A 16545-nucleotide genomic window follows, 5' to 3' on the forward strand; every position below is an offset into this window, starting at 1 on the left:
CATGACGACCCGCATCGCAGTGATCGGCGTTGGCGCGATCGCGACCCAGCACCTGATCTCGTACCAGAAGAACCCCCAGGCCGAGCTCGTGGCCGTGTGTGACATCGACCGGACGCGGGCCAAGGCGCGCGCCGACGAGTTCGGCGTACCGCGGGCGACGGATGTCGTCGACGAGATCCTCAACGATTCCGGCGTCGACGCCGTCAGCATCTGCGTGCCGAACCTGCTGCACGCCAAGATCGCCGAGGCCGCGCTCCGGGCCGGCAAGCACGTGCTGGTCGAGAAGCCGATGTCCGTGACGGTCGCCGAGGCCGAGGCGCTGGTGAAGGCGACCAAGGAGACCGGCAATGCGCTGCAGATCGGCTACGTACGGCGCTTCGCCCCGAACGCCCTGGTCACGAAGCGATTCCTGGACGAAGGCGAGTTCGGCAACATCTACGCCGCGCGGGCGACGATCATCCGGGCGGCCGGCAACCCCGGCGGCTGGTTCGGCGACGTCAACGTGTCCGGCGGCGGCCCGCTGATCGACCTGGGCGTGCACATCATCGACCTGTGCTGGTACCTGATGGGCATGCCGACGCCGGTCTCGGTGTCGGGGGCGACGTTCTCGCCGCTCGGGGCCCGGGACAACATCCAGCACCTGACTCGGTACCGCGCCGCGTCCGAGACCAAGGTGAACAACGTCGAGGACTACGCCACGGCGCAGATCCGGTTCGAGGGCGGGGCGGTCCTCGACGTCGACACGTCGTACTCGCTGCACGCCCGGAACTCGACGAGCGTGAAGATCCACGGTGACAAGGGCGGCGCGGAGATCGAGCCCGAGCTGCTGATGATCACCGAGCGGCACGACACGCTGCTGCACGTCCAGCCGCAGATCGACTCGCTCGGGTTCGACTTCCAGGTCGGGTTCGCGAACCAGATCGACCACTTCCTGCAGATCTGCCGCGGTGAGATCCCGGCCGACGCGACCGCCGAGCAGGGTCTGGAGATGGCGCGGATGCTGTCGGCGATCTACGAGTCCGCCAGGATCGGCGCCGAGGTGACGATCACCCGTTGAGCAGGCGCCGCGGCTGAGCCTGGTCAGGGGCGGTCAGGTTCAGCCGCGGTCAGCCTTCCGGTGCGGTTCAGGCGAGCAGCGCCGTCGTGATCGTGTCGGCGTACTTCTCGAGCCAGGCCTGGCGATGCCGGATCTTGTCGCCGACGCCTTCGCTCCACATCCGCTGCCAGCCGCCGCCGAGGGTCTCGGCGCGGTACTTCATCGTGTGCCAGGTGCGCTCGTCGCGGGCCATCGCGAGGTCCATCAACCGCCTGCGGTCCGGATCGGAGAGACCGTAGGCATCGGCGAGGAGGCGACAGCGCCGCGACTGGTCGAGACCTCGGAGCTCCGGATCGAGATCGGCGTCGTCGCCGAACGGTGCCCACCACAGCATCAGGTTGACCACGTCGGCGGCTCGGCTGACCGGCCGGAGCAGGTCGAAGTCGATCAACGCGTACGCGCGTCCGTCGCGGAAGACGACGTTCTCGGGTGTGAGGTCCTGATGGCCGATCAGCTCCGGCTGATCGTCGAGGGCCGGTAGGCCGGGTGGACCGATCGGCGCGGGCAGGTTCTGCGGGATGCCGAATCCCTGGACGGCATCGTGGTACGCGCGCAGCAGATGCGCGAGCGAGATCGCGCGCTGCTCGTCGGCGATCCACGGCGGGCGCGGACGACCCGCGACCTCGCCCTCGACGTACGTGAGCGTTTCGCGGCCGGCGGAGTCGACGCCGACGTACCGCGGTGCTCCCGCGAAGCCGACCCTCTCGAGATGGAGCAGCACGTCCCGGACAAGCTCGTCCCGCTCACCCGGCGGCCGCCGTACCGTGTCACCGACGCGGACCAGTCCCTCGGTCACATCACCGCCGAGCAGCGGAATCTCCTCGCCGTCCTCGATCACTACCGTCCTCCACTCCGACTTGCCGATCTGGCAAACATGTTTGCTCGCCGACCCGGGGCCAACGCAGCATCTTCACATGACGACCGAGGAACTGTCCGAAGATTATTGGAATGCGTTCTACGCCGAGCACGACCAGGTCTGGAGCGGCCGGCCGAACGTGGTCCTGGTGGACGAGGTGTCCGGCCTGACGCCGGGTCGCGCACTCGACCTCGGCTGCGGCGAAGGCGCGGATGCGATCTGGCTCGCACAGCAGGGCTGGACGGTGACCGGGGTCGACATCTCGTCGGTCGCGCTGGAACGAGCGGCTCAGCACGCGGAGGACGCCGGCGTCGAGGACCGGGTCGACTGGCAGCAGCACGAGCTCGGGCAGTCGTTCCCGGAGGGCTCGTTCGATCTCGTGTCGGCGCAGTTCCTGCACTCCAAGACCGAGCTGCCGCGAGATGCGATTCTGCGGCGTGCGGCCGAGGTGGTCGCGCGTCACGGCGTACTGCTGATCGAAGGGCATATGGGGTTCCCGCCGGGGGAGCACAATCCCCATCCGGACATTCATTTCCCGACGCCGGACGAGGTGATCGAAAGCCTCGAGCTGCCCGACGGCGAGTGGGATACGCTGGTCAGCCAGGTGCACGACCGCGCGCAGGTGATGCGTGACGGTGAGTTGATCAATCGCCGCGACTGCACGGTCAAACTCCGCCGCCGATGAGCTGTTCACCTGGCGGCCACCAAGGGAGCTGACGCTGGGGACATGAACACGCCTGACCTGGTCCAAGAGCTTGGTTTCCGCGTCCTCGACGAGGAGGACGACGACCCGGTGCTGCTGCGTGCCGACGGTACGCCGGTGGACACCTGGCGCGAGGGGTATCCGTACGGCGAACGGCTGCCGCGGGAGATCTACGACCGGGACAAGCGGCTGCTGCAGATCGAGCTGCTGAAGCTGCAGTACTGGGTGAAGCGCTCGAAGCAGCGGCTGGTGATCGTGTTCGAGGGCCGCGACGCGGCCGGCAAGGGTGGGACGATCAAGCGGTTCATGGAGCACCTGAATCCGCGCGGCGCGAGCATCGTCGCGCTCGAGAAGCCGACCGACCGCGAGCAGACCCAGTGGTACTTCCAGCGGTACGTCGCACACCTGCCGGCGGCTGGTGAGATGACGCTCTTCGATCGGTCCTGGTACAACCGCGCGTGCGTGGAGCATGTGATGGGTTTCTGCGACCAGGAGCAGTACGAGGAATTCATGCGCCAGGCACCGGAGTTCGAGCGGATGCTGGTCCGCTCGGGGATCCTGCTGGTCAAGCTCTGGTTCTCGGTGTCGCAGGCCGAACAGCAGACCCGCTTTACCATCCGCCAGATCGACCCGGTCCGCCAGTGGAAGCTGTCCCCGACGGACCTGGCGTCTTTGGACAAATGGTCGGCGTACACCGAGGCAAAGGAGGCGATGTTCCACTACACCGACACCGAACACGCCCCCTGGACCGTCGTAAAGAGCAACGACAAGAAACGCGCCCGCCTGGAGGCGATGCGCCACGTCCTCAGCCTCTACGACTACACCGACAAAGACGAAGAGCTGGTAGGCCACCCCGACCCCAAAATCCTGGGCCCCGCCGCCCAAGTCCTGGAACACGGCGAATCCGCCAACCGCACGTTCCCCAAGCTGTAGCTCAGCTGGCGGGGTTACCGAACCAGCGGGTGAGGTGGGTGTTCAGGTCTTGCTGGTTGTTGCCGAGCCAGGCGATGTGACCGTCGGGGCGTAGGAGGATGCCGGGGGCATCTATTGCTGCGGTGGGATCGGCGAGGTGGTCGACTCGGTCTGACCAGCCCTCGACGGTGAGGTGCTCGGTGCGGTCGAGGAGCATGCCGCGGCCGTGGTGGAGGAGGCTGTAGAGATCGCCCTGCTTGGTTTTGATGTCGCGTTGGCGGCGACCGAGTTGCTCGGGCCCTTCGCCGAAGTCGTAGCGGATGTCGATCGCGGTGATCTTCTCGATCAGGTGACGGTTCACCTCGTCGAGGTCCATCAGCTCGGTGAGCAGTCGGCGTACGGCTTGTGCGCCTGGTTCGGTGGAGAGTAGTTCCATTTGGGCGCGGGTGTTGTCCAGCACGTCCTCGGCAACCGGATGACGTTCGGCGTGATAGGTGTCCAGGAGTGTGTCCGGTGCCCAGCCGCGGACCTGTGCGGCTAGCTTCCAACCGAGGTTGATCGCGTCCTGGATGCCCAGATTGAGGCCCTGTCCGCCGGTCGGTGGGTGAATATGCGCGGCGTCGCCGGCCAGCAGCACCCGCCCGACCCGATACCGTTCGGCCAATCTGGTGGCATCCCCGAAACGCGACAGCCAGCGCGGAGAATGCACACCGAAATCGGTGCCGGAAATTGCGCGTAGCTGGTCTTTGAAGTCGTCGAGAGCGGGCGGTTTCGTGTGATTGCTGACTCCCGCGACGGGGATGACGACGCGATAGATCCCGTCTGCGAACGGCGTGACGCTGAAGGTCTTGTAGGTCTCGCGGACCTCGCTCACCTTGGCGGCAAGCTCCTCCTGTGTCACGTCCAGCTCCAGCTCGCCCATCAGCGTCTCGTTCCGCGAGGGTTCGCCGGGGAAGCCGACGCCGAGCAGCTTCCGCACCGTACTGCGTGAGCCGTCGCAGCCGACCAGATAACGCGAGCGCAGCCGCTCTCCGCCGGCCAACTGGACCGTCACACCGTCATCGTCCTGCTCAAAGTCGACCACCGCAGAACCGCGCCGGATCTCCGCACCCAGGTGCATCGCATGCTTCTGGAGCAGCTGAACGACGACCGGCTGCGGGATGCCGAGCAGGTAAGCGTGGGCCGAATCCAACCCGGCAGGCGCAGGCTTGTTGATGGCAGCAAAGAAGCCGCCGGCCGGCCGCTTCCTCCCGCGTTCGAGCATGCGGTCCAAGAGGCCGCGCATCGCCATCAGCTCAAGACTACGAATGTGCAGACCGACGATTCGGACGAAGGATGTGGGCTCGGTTTCCTTGTCCAGAACGAGTACACGCACGTCGTGCAGCCGCAGTTCGGAGGCGAGCACCGCGCCCGTCGGCCCGCATCCGGCGATGATGACGTCTAAGGAGTCCATAGGTATTGCCTTTCAGGAGAGCCTGGCGGCACTCCCGGCGACACCTACACCGATCGCCCAACCATGACGGGAAGGGGGAGCACCCATATCGACATCGCATTCATGGGTCTCACCTCCTCTGGCAGCGTCACAGTCCCTTGAAAGCTACATCACCCCGCCCTACCCGGTCGAACACTCGAAGACCGCCGAACGGTTCGCGGCACCCGCCAAGCTGTTCGTTTCGACACGGGCAAAGGAATGGGCGGCACAGGCGAGTTCCCCTGGCAGCTGACCCTGGCTGCCTGTGAGGCTCGCGGGAGGGTACGGGTGGCCGCTGAGCTCGGCGAATGTTGGCGGCGTCGGGACGTCGGCGCCGGGGTCTCGGAACCGTCGGCCGGGTGCTGGTCACAGACATCGACCGATCGAGCCGAGCCGGCGGCGTGCTCGAGGTACTCCGGCACGAGGTACTTCCGTTCGACCTACTCCGGCACGAGGTACTCCGGCACGAGGTACTCCGGTTCTACCTACTCCGGTTCTACCTACTGCGCGAGCCGCCGCCTGCGGAGCCGTTCGACCTGGTCCACGCCCGGCTGGATCTGGTCCGAGAAGACCAGCCGAGGAATCGAGTTTGTGGACCGCGCTGAGGGCGGCGCAGGAATGGGCGGGACCGGACGAACTCCCTCGGCGCTGGGGTGAGCCTGGCGGGCTGTGAGGCTCGCGCTGGCCTATGGGGTGGCCGCTGGGCTAGGCGCGCGAACTCCTGCAGGCCCAGTCGGCTGACGGGTGGGGCATAGACCGGGCCATCGATCCAAGCATCAGCCATCGCATTGATCGGAGCCTCGGTCCTGGCGACGGGCAACCCCAACGTCGGCGAGCTCGCCGGGTCCACCAGAGATCTGTCCTGGGTCGGTCTGGGCGTGGGTGAGACCTAGGTCAGCTGGCGGGGCGGGTCGGCCTGGGATCTGTCCTGGGTCGGTCTGGGCATGGGGCCAGACCCAGGTCAGCTCGCCGGGCGGGTCCACCAGGGATCGGTCCAGGGATCGGGTGGGGGATTGGCCGGGGGGTCAGCCCAGGGGTTGGGCAGGGGTGGGTCATTCAGGGGGTCTGGGGGTGGTGCGGGGCGGATGGGTGGAGGGTTGCCCCAGATCGTGGAGGGGGTTGCTTCGGGGAGGGATGGTGTCAGGGCTGGTGGGGTCTTCGGATCGAGTGGGGTGGCGTGGATTGGAGGGTCTGTCCAGGTGGGGCGGGAGACGGAGACTTTGCCGTTGGTGATGGTGATCTTCCAGTCGCCGGCGTGGAGGTCGATGTGGTGGCGGCGGCAGAGGAGAGCGAGGTTGGAGATCTTGGTTTCGCCGCCGTCGAGCCAGGACACGAGGTGGTGCGCGTCGCACATGATCGGCGGGGCGCCGCAGATGACGCAGCCTTTGTCGCGGGCGTTGAGGGCGCGGCGCATGGCGCGGGTGACGAGACGTTCGGAGCGGCCGACGTCGAGTGGTTCGGAGTTGGATCCGAGTACGAGCGGGATGATCCTGGCGTCGCAGGCGAGGCGACGGATCGTGGCGGCGGACAGTCCGTCGCCGTACACGGTGTCGCCGATCGCGTGCGCTGCAGCAGACTTCAGATCCTCGAGATCGATGGTGACGGTGATGTTCGCCTTCGCCCCGAACCCCGGAACCAGACCGCCCGCAGGCTCGGCGGCTGCCGTCGCCAGGGCATCGGCAGCACCCGCAGCACCCACCGCGTCCACCGCGTCGACGGAATCCACGGCACCCGCCGCGCCGATTGCGTGCACGGCACCCACCGTATCCACGGCACCTGCTGCGCCGGCTGCGTGCACGGCACGAACGGCATCTGCTGAACCCACGGAGTCCACGGCGCTGACGGCACCCAGCGCACCCACCGCGTCCACGGAATCCACGGCATCCGCAGTGTCCACAGCACCCACGGCACCTGCCGCACCGACTGGGTGCACGGCACGAACGGCATCTGCTGAACCCACGGAGTCCACGGCGCTGACGGCACCCAGCGCACCCACCGCGTCCAGGGCACCCACCGCGTCCACGGAATCCACGGCATCCGCAGTGTCCACAGCACCCACGGCACCTGCCGCACCGACTGGGTGCACGGCCCGCAAGGCATCCGCAGAACCCACGGAGTCCACGGCACTGACGGCACCCAGCGCACTCGCCGCGTCCACGGCACCCGGCGCACGCGCGGCATCGTCTGCGTCCGTGGTGCCTACCGATCCGGTTGTGCCGACCGGGGCCGTGGTTGGTGGATCGGTTGGTTGCGCGTGGGAGCGGGTGGAGTCGCCTCCGCTCTGGTGGGTTGGAGTGGTGCGCGGCTTCGGGGCGGCTTCGGGTTGGTTGTGGTGGGCGCGCGGTGGTGTGGAAGGAGTGGGTGTGGTGGTGTCCAGTGTGGTGGCGGCGATGGTCAGGGCGGTGGTGAGGGCGTCGGCCTGGCGTTTGTCGCGGGGGCGGGGGTCGAGGTCGCCGGCGATTGTTTTGTGGGGGCGGGCGCCGGCGTGGATGAGGCTGCGGAGGAGTTCGGCGTTCTCGTTGGCGAGGTAGCCGCGGAATGTCACGCCGTTGGGGGCGGTGGAGAGGGTGAGGGCCTCGCGTGCGTACGCCTTGTGTTCGTCGGGCTCGGGGCCGTCGGTGTCGAGGAGGTCGCGGACGCGTTGGCCGGCCTTGCGGAGCTCTGCCGGAGAGAGGTGGCGAGCCAGGCCGACGAGTTCGCGTTCGGCGACGTCGATGTTCTCGATCGGCACCGTGTCGGGTACGCGCTCTAGGGCCGAGACGATCGCGTCGGCCTGTGCTGGGCGCAGGTACTCCTCCGCGTCATCTCGGTCGACGGCAGGCAGTCCTGCGGAGACGGCTTGGTACTTCGGGAGGGCCTTTGCCAGCCGGACGTCGCGGCGAGCCTCGGGACGGTCGAGACGGTAGCGGAAGGCCAGCAGTTGAACAGTGTCGTGGGCACCGATCTCCTCTGCGTACCCGACCGTTTCCAGGCCGGCGATCAGTTGGAGGCGCTGCGTCTGGAGGCGGGCGAGCAGCGCGTCGAGTTGGTCGAGAGTCGACAGCATCTCGCTGCCGCTCATCGACCAGATCGGTCGCTCGTCCAATAGCTCCATGCAGCAAACTCTAGACGTGGCCACCGACAGTTCTCAAACTCGGAATCCCTTGAATACAAGGGATTCTGGTTATCCACAGGCGACGAGCCTGTGGATGTTGCCTTTGGCAACTTAGCGGAAAGAGTGTAGGAGGCGCTGCCGATGGTTGCGGAGCTAGACGGACCAGGTGGATGCGCGGGGCGGCGATGATCCGGGGCGGTGCGCGGAGCGGGTGTGGTGAGGACGGAAGGCGGCGGCTGCGGAGCTTGCTTCGTGCGCGGGAGCTACTTCGTGTTGAGAGGTAGGTAGATGGTGAAGGTGGCGCCGTGAGGGATGGTGTTGGTGGTGGTTACTCGGCCGTTGTGGGCGGCTACCAGGGCGGCGACGATGGAGAGGCCCAGGCCGGAGCCGCCGGTGGTGCGGGTGCGGGCGGTGTCGGCTCGGTAGAAGCGTTCGAAGACTCGGGCTTTTTGTTCGTCGGAGAGGCCGGGGCCGGTGTCGGTGACCTCCAGGACGGCTTCGTTGCCGCGGGTGCCCACCGAGACGGTGATGGGGGCGTCGACCGGGGTGTAGTTGAGGGCGTTGCTGACCAGGTTGCCGAGGACCTGGCGGAGGCGGGCCTCGTCGCCTTCGACTACGGGTGCTTCCGAGTCGGGCAGGATCGTCAGTGACAAACGCCGGTCGGGCTGGATGGCTTGCGCGTTGTGGAGCGCGTCGGCAGCGATCGGGAGCAGGTCGACGGATTCCATCCGGAGCGGGCGCTGCTGATCCAGTCGCGCCAGCAACAGCAGATCGTCGACGAGCAGGCCCATCCGCTTCGCCTCGTCCTCGATCCGGCGCATCGTGTCCGAGTCCGTCGTATCGCCACGCTGCCGCGACAACTCCGCGAACCCGCGGATCGACGTCAACGGCGTACGCAGCTCATGCGACGCATCCGCCACGAACCGCCGCATCCGGTCCTCCGACTGCCGCGCGGCCTCCTCCGAACGCCGGGCCGCGTCCTCGGATCGCCGCGCCGCGAACTCCGACGCCGTCCGCTGCGCGAAGGCAGTCTCGATCTGGCCGAGCATCTGGTTCAGCGCGAGCGACAACCGCCCGACCTCGGTCCGCGGATCCCGTTGCGGTACGCGTCGACTCAGATCCCCGCCCGCGATCGCCACCGCGGTGTGCTCGACATCCTCCAGCCCGCGCAGACTCCGCCGTACGACGTAGGTCCCGACACCGGCCAGCAGCACGAGCAGGATGACCCCGGCCGCGACCTGGATCCCGACGAGCCGCTGGATCGTGTGGTCCATCTCCTTGAGGCTCTGTGCCACCATGACCGACCCCTGGCCGTCATCGGTCGGTACCGCCAGCACCCGCCACTTGGCGCCGCCCGACGCAGCATCGACGTCGAACGACTTCCCGTTCAACGCCCGGACCTGGTTCAGGTTGAGCGTCGGCAGCTTCGGCAACGGCTCCGTCTCGGCCAGCCGCGACCCGACCGGTCCGTTGTCGCTCGCACCCTCTGAGTCGTTGAACTGCACCACGAACTGACTAGGCAGCTGCCGCCGCGCCGGCCCGCCACCAGGCGGCAGCGGACGCCGATCAGGCTGGACGTGTGACAGCGGCATGGCGGTCTGCTGCAGCTGCTCGTCGACGCGATCGATGAGGTACCCACGCATGATCGTCGTCGCCAGCACGCCGGACGCTCCGAGCGCAACCACCACCAGCGCCAGCAGGACGACGACGATGGTGACGCGCAACGGGTACCGGTCGGCGAACCGCCGGTGGGTCTGTTGCATCAGTTGGGGCCTCGCGGGGTGCGCAGGACGTAGCCGACCCCGCGGACGGTGTGGAGCAGCTTCTGGTCGCCGGTGTCGACCTTGCGGCGCAGGTACGACATGTACGACTCGACCACGCCCGCGTCGCCGGCGAAGTCATAGTTCCACACCGCGGACAGGATCTGGCCCTTCGACATCACCCGCTCGGCGTTCTCCAGCAGGCATCGCAGCAGCTTGAACTCGGTCAGAGATAGCTGGACCGCCTGACCGCTCTTGAACACCTCGTAGCTGTCCTCGTTCAGCTCCAGGTCCGCATACCGCAGTACGGCGGCCTCGGTCGTGGTCTGCTCGCGGTGACCGGACCGGCGCAGCAGCGCACGCACCCGGGCGACCAGTTCGTCCAGGCTGAACGGCTTGGTGACGTAGTCGTCGCCACCGGTCTGCAGCCCGAGCACCTTGTCCTCGACGGCGTCCCGGGCGGTGAGGAACAGCACCGGCACATGCCGGTCCTCACCACGGAGCCGGCGGACCACCTCGAACCCGTCCAGGCCGGGCATCATCACGTCGAGCACCACCAGGTCGGGCTCCACGTCCCGCGCCTTGCGCAGCGCCTCGGCGCCGTGGGTCGCCGTGGTCACGTCGTACCCGGCGAAACGCAGACTCGCGGACAGCAGCTCGACGATGTTCGGCTCGTCGTCGACCACCAGCAGATGCGGACTCATGCTCACAGTGTGCCGCCGGTTCCCATGTGAACCCTGGAAGGTTCCTGGCAATCACCTGTGAGTCGCCGCCGCTCAGCGTGGCCCGTGCTTGAACCCCCACTTCTGGCCGGCCGCGTCGCGGGCCGAACCGTCGTTGATCATGGTCGCCGTCGCGGTGTTGTCCGCCACGACCGCGCTCACGTTCACGGTGCTACCCGTCTTGATCGACGAGATGCCGTCCCGGGCCGAGTTCACCAGGGTCTCGGCGTCGACCTTGTAGGTACGGCTGTACCCGTCCTCGCTCTTCACGGTGATCGAGTCTTTGCTGACCGCGGTCACCGATCCACGTTGCGTCGCGACGGTCTGATACCCACCGCCGTCCTTCGGTACGACGAACTCGCCGTGCAGCGCGCCGCCGAACCCGAACTCACCACGTGGGCCGAAGCCCTTCCCGGGCCGGTCGGGCTTCTGTTGCTGCCCGGGCGTGGACGGCGACGCCGAGGGCGACGGCGTCGGATCCGCGTTGGTGGCCGCCCAGGCGACCCCGCCGGCGGTAGTGGTCGCGGCAACCGCGGCCACGGTGCCGATCAGCCGCCATCGCTTCTGCGAAAGCTTCATGCTGCTGTGCCTTCCGTACTGCGTGCCGGGCCGTCACCTGGCACTGGGTCTTCCCACGCTGCACCACGGAACTGAGACGACGCTCCGCCCAGCCTGAGAATCAGCTGGCAGTTCAGCTGGCAGTTGAGCTGGCAGTTCAGCTCGCAGGTCAGACGACGAAGAGCACGGCGATCAGCCAGACCGCCGCGGCCAGCGACGTACCGATGAGCTCGATCAGAATCGAGACCCCGGTTTCACGCAGCGCGTGCTTGGTCGAGGTCCACGCGGCGGCGTGCGTCCGCAGCCGCTGCAGCTCGGAGACGTAGACGCCGACCGGGAAGCCGATGAACATCCCGATCACCGGGATCACGAAGAACCCGACGATGCCGAGCAGAACCCCGACGATCATCGAGCGGCGCGGTACGCCGGCCTCGCGGAGCCGCCGCTCCGGTACGACGTACTTGACCACCTGACTGGCACCGATCAACACCACGGTGATCGCGAACACGATCCATCCGGTCGCACTGTGCTCGACGATCGCCCAGACCAGGATCGCGGCCAGGCTGAGGATCGCACCGGGCAGGATCGGCACGACGATACCCACGATCCCGACGAAGATCGCGATCCCGACCAGAACGGTCACACCAGTCTCCACACCCACACTCTGCCGTAAAGCAGGCCCCTTAGGGTGGAGACATGTCCCCGCTCCACGAACTTGTCACCGCTCTCGCCGCTCCCTGGGTGGTTCTCTCGCCTCGATCCGGGCAGCTGACAGGCTCCGGCGCCGAGGGGGTGTACGCGCGGGACCGGCGGATCCTGTCCCGGCTGAGCGTCACCGTCGACGGCCGGGAACCGGTCCCGGTGCATGTGGACGAGCGCGACGCGGCCACGCAACAGTACGTCGCGATGGTCGAGGGACTCGGCGACACCCGCCACGACCCGACCGTCATGCTCTACCGCACCCGGACGGTCGACGACGACGGCCTGACCGAGCGGATCACGCTGGTCAACCGCTCCAGGTCGGCGATCGAAGGACGCCTGGATGTTGCCCTGGGCACCGATCTCGCCGGTACGGCGGCGGTCCGCAGCGGGGCGGCCGAGAGCCTGCCGCAAGTCGCATCGCTCCCGGACGGTGCTGGCCGCACGCGGTGGGAGAAGGACGACACCACAGTCGTCGTGACCGCCGATCCGGGTGTCTCGGCGACGCCGCGGCTGGAGCCGGGGGAGGAGTTCACGATCACCCTGCGCGTCACCGCCGACTTCCCGAAGTCGACCACCGGGTTCTCGATCGAGCCGCCCGCCGAGCGCACGCCGTACGACGTCACTGTCCGCTGCGACGACAAGCGGGTCGAGCGTTGGGTCGGCCGCTCGCTGGAAGACGTCAGTGCACTCCAGCTGGCCGCCGGCGACGACCGCTATCTCGGCGCCGGCCCGCCCTGGTACCTCACGCTCTTCGGCCGCGACTCGCTGATCTCGTCCGGCATGCTGATCCCGGTCGATCCGGCCCTCGCCGCGGGCACCCTCCGCGCGCTCGCTGCCTGGCAAGGTACGAAGATCGACGCCGAATCGGCCGAGCAGCCCGGCAAGATCCCGCACGAACTGCGTGCCGAGGTCGCCGACCACGGTGGCGGCCTGGTCCTGCCGGCGGCGTACTACGGCACGCACGACGCGACCCAGCTGTGGATCACGACCCTGCACAAGGCCTGGCGCTGGGGCATGCCGGCCGAGGAGGTCCGCGACCTGCTCCCCAACCTGCAGCGCGCCCTGAACTGGATGAAGGAGTACGCCGACCCGGACGGCGACGGCTTCCTCGAGTACGTCGACGAGTCCGGCCACGGCCTGGCCAACCAGGGATGGAAGGACTCCAACGACGCGGTCCAGTGGCCCGACGGAACGCTCGCAACGGCGCCGATCGCGCTCTGCGAAGTCCAGGGCTACGCCTACGCCGCCGCGGTGAAGGGCGCCGAACTGCTCGAGGCACACGGCGAGTCCGGTGACGAGTGGCGCGAATGGGCGGTGGCGCTGCAGGAACGCTTCCGGAAGACGTTCTGGGTCGACGGCTACCCGTCGATCGCGCTCGACGGCGCGAAGAACCCGGTCGCCGGGCGTGCGTCGAACATGGGCCACCTGCTCGGCACCGGCCTGCTCGACGCCGACGAGGAGCAGGTCGTCGCGGAGGTCCTCGCCGGCTCCGATCTCAACAGCGGCTTCGGGCTGCGAACGTTGTCCACGGCAATGACCCGGTTCAATCCGCTCGGCTACCACACCGGCAGCGTCTGGCCGCACGACACCGCGATGACGGTCCAGGGCCTGTTCGCGACCGGTCAGTCCGACGTGGCTTCGTCGTACGTCGACGGCCTGGTCCGTGCCGCGGAGGCGTTCGGCTACCGGCTCCCGGAGTTGTACGGCGGTCGCGGTACGGGCGAGGAGAACACGCCGACCCCGTACCCGCTGTCGTGCCGGCCGCAGGCGTGGGCAGCCGCGTCCGCGATCGCCGTACTCGTGGCCGCGCTCGGCATCGAGCCGGACGTCCCGGGCGGCACCCTGGTCATCAACCCGGCCGAGTCGATGCCCTGGAATGCCCTCGAGATCAGGGGTTTGCGGCTCGGCGGTGAAACGCTGTCCGTGCGCCTCGACGGCGACGAGCTGACCGTACTCGAAGCACCTCAGAGCGCGGTGATCAGGGCGAACGCCGACAGCCCGAGGTAGATCGCCGCGACCACCAGGTTGCGTGCGCGTCCCGTAGTACGGACCGATCGGAAGCGTCGGCCGATCGCATCCGCGCCGACGGCGTACGAGAGGTCGAGGACGAGGCCGATCAGCAGCGCGCCGACTCCGAGCAGCAGCACCTCGGTGCGCAACTGGTCCGGACCGGCGCCGCGGGTGGTGAACTGCGGGAGGAACGCGAGGAAGAACAGCGCGGCCTTCGGGTTGAGCAGGTTGACCACGACACCGTCGCGGAACACCCGCCCCAGCGGCGCCGGTGCGATGCCGTCGAACTGGGCGCCCGACGCCCGGAGCGTCTTGATGCCGAGATAGGCGAGGTAGAGCGCGCCGGTCACGGTGATCGCGGTGAACAGCGCGGGAGAGGCCTTCACCAGCGCGGCAAGTCCGAGCGCGGTGACGACGATGTAGACCAGCGTCCCGGTCTCGATCGCCAGCGCGGAGACCACACCGGCGCGGCGTCCCTGGGTGAGGCTGCGTAGCGAGATGTACAGGTTGTTCGGCCCTGGCATCCCGACCAGCACCACTGTCGCGCCGGCGAAGCCCAGCACCTGACCGATTCCCATGTGGACTAGCCTGACGGCGCGAGAAGCAGTCCACCCGAGCCAATTGGGGGAGAAGTGGACCGTTCTGGAGACCCCTTCGATCTGGCTCACCTGATCGGCCACCGACTGACCGGTCGCTCCGGGGGTCTGTACCGGCGGCTCGCCGACGAGATCGCCGCTCTGATCGGCTCGAGCGAGCTCCCGGTCGGCGCACGCCTCCCGGCCGAACGCAGGCTGGCGGAGTCGCTGGCGATCAGCCGCTCGACGGTGGTCGCGGCGTACGACGAACTCCGCGCCCGCGGCCTGGTCGAGAGCCGGCGCGGCAGCGGTACGACGGTGGCACGCGCGGCCGGGCGTGGTCGTTCACGAGCGGACAAGCAGATACCCACCGGGTACGGCGAGTCGCTGTTCCACCGGATCACGGTCGGCCCCGGCGAAGTCATCTCCCTGACGTACGCCGTCGACCCCGGCCTGCCCGAACTCTCGTCGGAGCTCATCGACCTCGCGTCCACCGACCTACCCGCGCTGCTCGGAGACGTCGGCTACCACCCCCGCGGCCTCCCGGTACTGCGTGAGCGGATCGCCGATCACTTCACGGGCGGTGGACTGCCCACATCGGCGGACGAGATCGTGGTGACGACCGGCGCCCATCAGGCGATCGCCTTGGTCACGCAGATGTACCTGCGCAACGGCGCCGCGGTCGCGATCGAGCAGCCCAGTTGGCCGGGATGCTTCGACCTGTTCGGGGCCGCCGGCGGGCGGGTGGTCGGCGTACCGCTGGACGATGCCGGGATCCGGCCGGACCTGCTCGATGCGGCGTTCGCGGAGCACCAGCCGGCGATGTTGTTCGTGATGCCGACGTTCCACAACCCGACCGGCCGGTTGATGTCGGCGAACCGGCGGCGGCAGGTCGCCCAGCTCGCCGCGAAGTACGGCGTGGTGGTGGTCGAGGACAACGCCTACTCGGCGTGGGATCCGTCCGGGCCGGCGATCCCCCCGCCGCTGGCGGCGTACGCGCCCGACGACGCCGAGGTGCTCACGATCGGGTCCGTGTCGAAGGCCGTGTGGGGCGGTCTGCGGATCGGCTGGATCCGCGCGTCGCGACCGTTGGCGGAGCGGCTGGCCCGGCACAAGGCGCTGGCCGATCTCGGCAGCCCGTTGATCGATCAGGCACTGACCGCGCGGTTGCTGCCGCGACTGACGGAGCTCACGGCGACGCGGGCGCGGTTGGCGACGGCGCGGAAGAAGTTGATGGGGGAGTTGCTGACCGAACGACTGCCCGAATGGGAATGGTCGGTGCCGGTCGGCGGGTCCGCGCTGTGGATCCGGCTGCCGGACACAGATGCGCGTGTCTTCGCCCAGGTGGCGTTGCGGCACGGCGTCGAGGTGGTGGCGGGCCAGGCGATGGATCCGTCCGGCTCGCACGACGACTACTTGCGGGTGCCGTTCGCCTACGCGGAACAAGTGCTTGACGATGCGGTGACCCGGCTGGCGCGGGCCTGGCAGGAACTGCGGCGGCACGGCCCGGGCCCCGGAGTACCTGTCGTGTGAACGGAAGGATGGCGGTCACCCGTCCGGGTGAACCGCCATCGAAGCCTGTATGACTTTGGCGCCGCCGTTGGCGCGTTTGGAACAGCCTTGGGGTTTACCGCTCTTCTTCCGCCGAGACCGTCGGGGTGGCTTCGAGCCGACCCGTCTCGTCGTGGATCGTGATCGCGATGTCGCGCAGCTTCTCCGAGTGCTCGCGGCCGTGGTGGGCGCAGAAAAGTAGCTCCCCACCGCTGGTCAGGGTGACTCGGACGTAGGCCTGCGCACCGCAGCGGTCACAACGATCCGCGGCCGACAGGGCCGAACTCGGGGCGAGTGCTGTAGTCATTGAGGCCTCATCTCATCTAGTTCCGTACTCACCAGATAACAACATCCTGACACGCGGATCGCTTCCCGGTGGGGACAACGTGTCCGTATGTGAGACGAACCACCTGTCCTCGTATGACGCTTGTTGACGCGGAATCGTTTCGTGAACGGGCGAATTTGTGGTGAGCCACGGAGGCCGGACGCTTCTTCTCTCACTGTGCGCCATGATGCCGTCACCGTGTGCTGAGAA

The 16545-nt window shown here is 68.1% G+C and carries 15 protein-coding genes; 6 read left to right on the top strand and 9 right to left on the bottom strand.

Translation table 11 applies throughout. From position 1 onward, the window contains the following. Position 1: 1 nt before the first annotated feature. Positions 2-1057, top strand: coding sequence for a Gfo/Idh/MocA family protein (locus OHA10_RS30775; RefSeq protein WP_371402253.1), 1056 nt, complete (start codon positions 2-4; stop codon positions 1055-1057). Between the two features lie 67 nt (positions 1058-1124). Here OHA10_RS30775 and OHA10_RS30780 read toward each other — a convergent pair whose 3' ends face one another. Further along, positions 1125-1934, bottom strand: a complete 810-nt coding sequence (locus OHA10_RS30780; RefSeq protein WP_371402254.1) for a phosphotransferase — start codon at positions 1932-1934, stop codon at positions 1125-1127. Between the two features lie 76 nt (positions 1935-2010). On the opposite strand from OHA10_RS30780, the gene OHA10_RS30785 reads away from it, so the two are divergent. Together OHA10_RS30785 and ppk2 are read left to right on the top strand one after the other, a co-directional pair. Further along, a complete protein-coding gene (locus OHA10_RS30785; RefSeq protein WP_371402255.1) occupies positions 2011-2637 on the top strand; it encodes a cyclopropane-fatty-acyl-phospholipid synthase family protein in 627 nt (208 codons plus the stop codon). 42 nt (positions 2638-2679) lie between these two features. Then, positions 2680-3588: a polyphosphate kinase 2 gene (ppk2, locus tag OHA10_RS30790; RefSeq protein ID WP_371402256.1), complete on the top strand. Its 909-nt coding sequence runs from the start codon at positions 2680-2682 to the stop codon at positions 3586-3588. 1 nt (position 3589) lies between these two features. Here ppk2 and rox read toward each other — a convergent pair whose 3' ends face one another. Further along, a complete protein-coding gene (gene rox, locus OHA10_RS30795) occupies positions 3590-5020 on the bottom strand; it encodes a rifampin monooxygenase (RefSeq protein WP_371402257.1) in 1431 nt (476 codons plus the stop codon). Between the two features lie 377 nt (positions 5021-5397). On the opposite strand from rox, the gene OHA10_RS30800 reads away from it, so the two are divergent. Beyond that, entirely contained in the window at positions 5398-5643 is a 246-nt protein-coding gene (locus tag OHA10_RS30800; RefSeq protein WP_371402258.1) for a hypothetical protein, read from the top strand. A 356-nt stretch (positions 5644-5999) separates the two neighbouring features. Here OHA10_RS30800 and OHA10_RS30805 read toward each other — a convergent pair whose 3' ends face one another. The 5 genes from OHA10_RS30805 to OHA10_RS30825 all read right to left on the bottom strand — a co-directional run bounded on the left by OHA10_RS30805 (position 6000) and on the right by OHA10_RS30825 (position 11827). Then, complete coding sequence (locus tag OHA10_RS30805; protein WP_371402259.1) at positions 6000-8132, bottom strand: DUF222 domain-containing protein; 2133 nt, start codon at positions 8130-8132, stop codon at positions 6000-6002. Between the two features lie 263 nt (positions 8133-8395). Next, positions 8396-9895, bottom strand: coding sequence for a sensor histidine kinase (locus OHA10_RS30810; protein ID WP_371402260.1), 1500 nt, complete (start codon positions 9893-9895; stop codon positions 8396-8398). Next, the gene (locus OHA10_RS30815; RefSeq protein ID WP_130385800.1) at positions 9895-10596 is read right to left on the bottom strand and encodes a response regulator transcription factor; all 702 of its coding nucleotides are present in this window, start codon (positions 10594-10596) and stop codon (positions 9895-9897) included. The genes OHA10_RS30810 and OHA10_RS30815 overlap by 1 nt, the downstream gene beginning before the upstream one ends. 72 nt (positions 10597-10668) lie before the next feature. Next, on the bottom strand, positions 10669-11193 hold the full coding sequence (locus OHA10_RS30820; RefSeq protein WP_371402261.1) for a DUF5666 domain-containing protein: 525 nt from the start codon (positions 11191-11193) through the stop codon (positions 10669-10671). A gap of 148 nt (positions 11194-11341) precedes the next feature. Continuing rightward, positions 11342-11827: a DUF456 domain-containing protein gene (locus OHA10_RS30825; RefSeq protein WP_371402262.1), complete on the bottom strand. Its 486-nt coding sequence runs from the start codon at positions 11825-11827 to the stop codon at positions 11342-11344. A gap of 41 nt (positions 11828-11868) precedes the next feature. Between OHA10_RS30825 and OHA10_RS30830 the strand changes: the two genes are divergently transcribed. Then, the gene (locus OHA10_RS30830) at positions 11869-13881 is read left to right on the top strand and encodes a glycogen debranching N-terminal domain-containing protein (RefSeq protein WP_371402263.1); all 2013 of its coding nucleotides are present in this window, start codon (positions 11869-11871) and stop codon (positions 13879-13881) included. Here OHA10_RS30830 and OHA10_RS30835 read toward each other — a convergent pair. Continuing rightward, entirely contained in the window at positions 13839-14462 is a 624-nt protein-coding gene (locus OHA10_RS30835) for a LysE family translocator (protein WP_371402264.1), read from the bottom strand. The genes OHA10_RS30830 and OHA10_RS30835 overlap by 43 nt on opposite strands. A 54-nt stretch (positions 14463-14516) precedes the next feature. Here OHA10_RS30835 and OHA10_RS30840 point away from each other — a divergent pair, with 54 nt between their 5' ends. Continuing rightward, positions 14517-15992: a PLP-dependent aminotransferase family protein gene (locus OHA10_RS30840; protein WP_371402265.1), complete on the top strand. Its 1476-nt coding sequence runs from the start codon at positions 14517-14519 to the stop codon at positions 15990-15992. A gap of 94 nt (positions 15993-16086) precedes the next feature. Here the strand turns inward: OHA10_RS30840 and OHA10_RS30845 are convergent, their stop codons facing one another. Beyond that, on the bottom strand, positions 16087-16317 hold the full coding sequence (locus tag OHA10_RS30845) for a hypothetical protein (RefSeq protein WP_371402266.1): 231 nt from the start codon (positions 16315-16317) through the stop codon (positions 16087-16089). Positions 16318-16545 lie beyond the last annotated feature (228 nt).

The organism is Kribbella sp. NBC_00662 (assembly GCF_041430295.1).
Taxonomy (GTDB): Bacteria; Actinomycetota; Actinomycetes; order Propionibacteriales; family Kribbellaceae; genus Kribbella.

Bases quoted from the DNA above. Each gene is read 5' to 3' on its own strand.
- rox (WP_371402257.1), bottom strand. From the start codon at position 5,020: ATGGACTCCTTAGACGTCATCATCGCCGGATGCGGGCCGACGGGCGCG.
- OHA10_RS30775 (WP_371402253.1), top strand. From the start codon at position 2: ATGACGACCCGCATCGCAGTGATCGGCGTTGGCGCGATCGCGACCCAG.
- OHA10_RS30845 (WP_371402266.1), bottom strand. From the start codon at position 16,317: ATGACTACAGCACTCGCCCCGAGTTCGGCCCTGTCGGCCGCGGATCGT.
- OHA10_RS30835 (WP_371402264.1), bottom strand. From the start codon at position 14,462: ATGGGAATCGGTCAGGTGCTGGGCTTCGCCGGCGCGACAGTGGTGCTG.
- OHA10_RS30810 (WP_371402260.1), bottom strand. From the start codon at position 9,895: ATGCAACAGACCCACCGGCGGTTCGCCGACCGGTACCCGTTGCGCGTC.
- OHA10_RS30805 (WP_371402259.1), bottom strand. From the start codon at position 8,132: ATGGAGCTATTGGACGAGCGACCGATCTGGTCGATGAGCGGCAGCGAG.
- ppk2 (WP_371402256.1), top strand. From the start codon at position 2,680: ATGAACACGCCTGACCTGGTCCAAGAGCTTGGTTTCCGCGTCCTCGAC.
- OHA10_RS30820 (WP_371402261.1), bottom strand. From the start codon at position 11,193: ATGAAGCTTTCGCAGAAGCGATGGCGGCTGATCGGCACCGTGGCCGCG.
- OHA10_RS30785 (WP_371402255.1), top strand. From the start codon at position 2,011: ATGACGACCGAGGAACTGTCCGAAGATTATTGGAATGCGTTCTACGCC.
- OHA10_RS30830 (WP_371402263.1), top strand. From the start codon at position 11,869: ATGTCCCCGCTCCACGAACTTGTCACCGCTCTCGCCGCTCCCTGGGTG.
- OHA10_RS30815 (WP_130385800.1), bottom strand. From the start codon at position 10,596: ATGAGTCCGCATCTGCTGGTGGTCGACGACGAGCCGAACATCGTCGAG.